The organism is Mesorhizobium sp. Arg314 (genome assembly GCF_053714275.1).
The window spans coordinates 1-600 of the sequence record NZ_JBSKBP010000221.1 but is presented as its reverse complement, the minus strand read 5'-3'; the positions used below and the strand labels follow the sequence as shown (position 1 = coordinate 600).

Here is a 600-nt window from a genome sequence, read left to right as displayed (position 1 = left end):
TCGTCATCAACTCTGAGGAATGGCGGCGTCTCTGAGCCTAGCGTTTAGGGTGACGACGATCTTTCGCATGACCGCGGCGATGGCCACCATTGGCTTTTTGCCGTTGGCGCGAAGGCGTTTGTAGAAGGCTGCGAACTCGCCCCTTCCGGCAGCGGCGTGCAACGCGGGCATGTAGAGCATGCTCCTGATCTCTGGTCGTCCGCCACGGATTTTGCGGTAGCCGTGTTTTTGGCCGCTGTCGTTTGGATGAGGCGCGAGCCCTGCAAGGGCTGCAGCCTTTCGGCGTGTCATGGTGCCCAGTTCAGGCAGGAGGGCGAGCAGCTTGGCCGCCACGATCGGGCCGAGACTGTCCATAGCCGTGCAGACGGCTGCCCGGTGCTTGAGAGTGCGGCTGTTGGCGATCAGCTCGCGCATCTGGGCATCGATAATTTGGATCTCACGCTCGACGACTTTGATTATGGCCTTGAAGGAGGCAGCGAGCCCGCGGCCGCCAGGTGCCTTGGCGCGGTTCTTCTCCGCGACTTTCATGGTGATGAGTTCCTGGCGGCGGCGCACCAAGTCGCGCAAGGACACCTCGTCGGCGTCCGGAGCCTGCCAAAG

1 protein-coding gene is annotated in these 600 nt (G+C 62.5%); it reads right to left on the bottom strand.

What is annotated here, in order from left to right:
- Positions 1–6 precede the first annotated feature (6 nt).
- Complete coding sequence (locus ACWGS9_RS35175) at positions 7–567, bottom strand: transposase (protein ID WP_454509477.1); 561 nt, start codon at positions 565–567, stop codon at positions 7–9.
- Between the last annotated feature and the right edge of the window lie 33 nt (positions 568–600).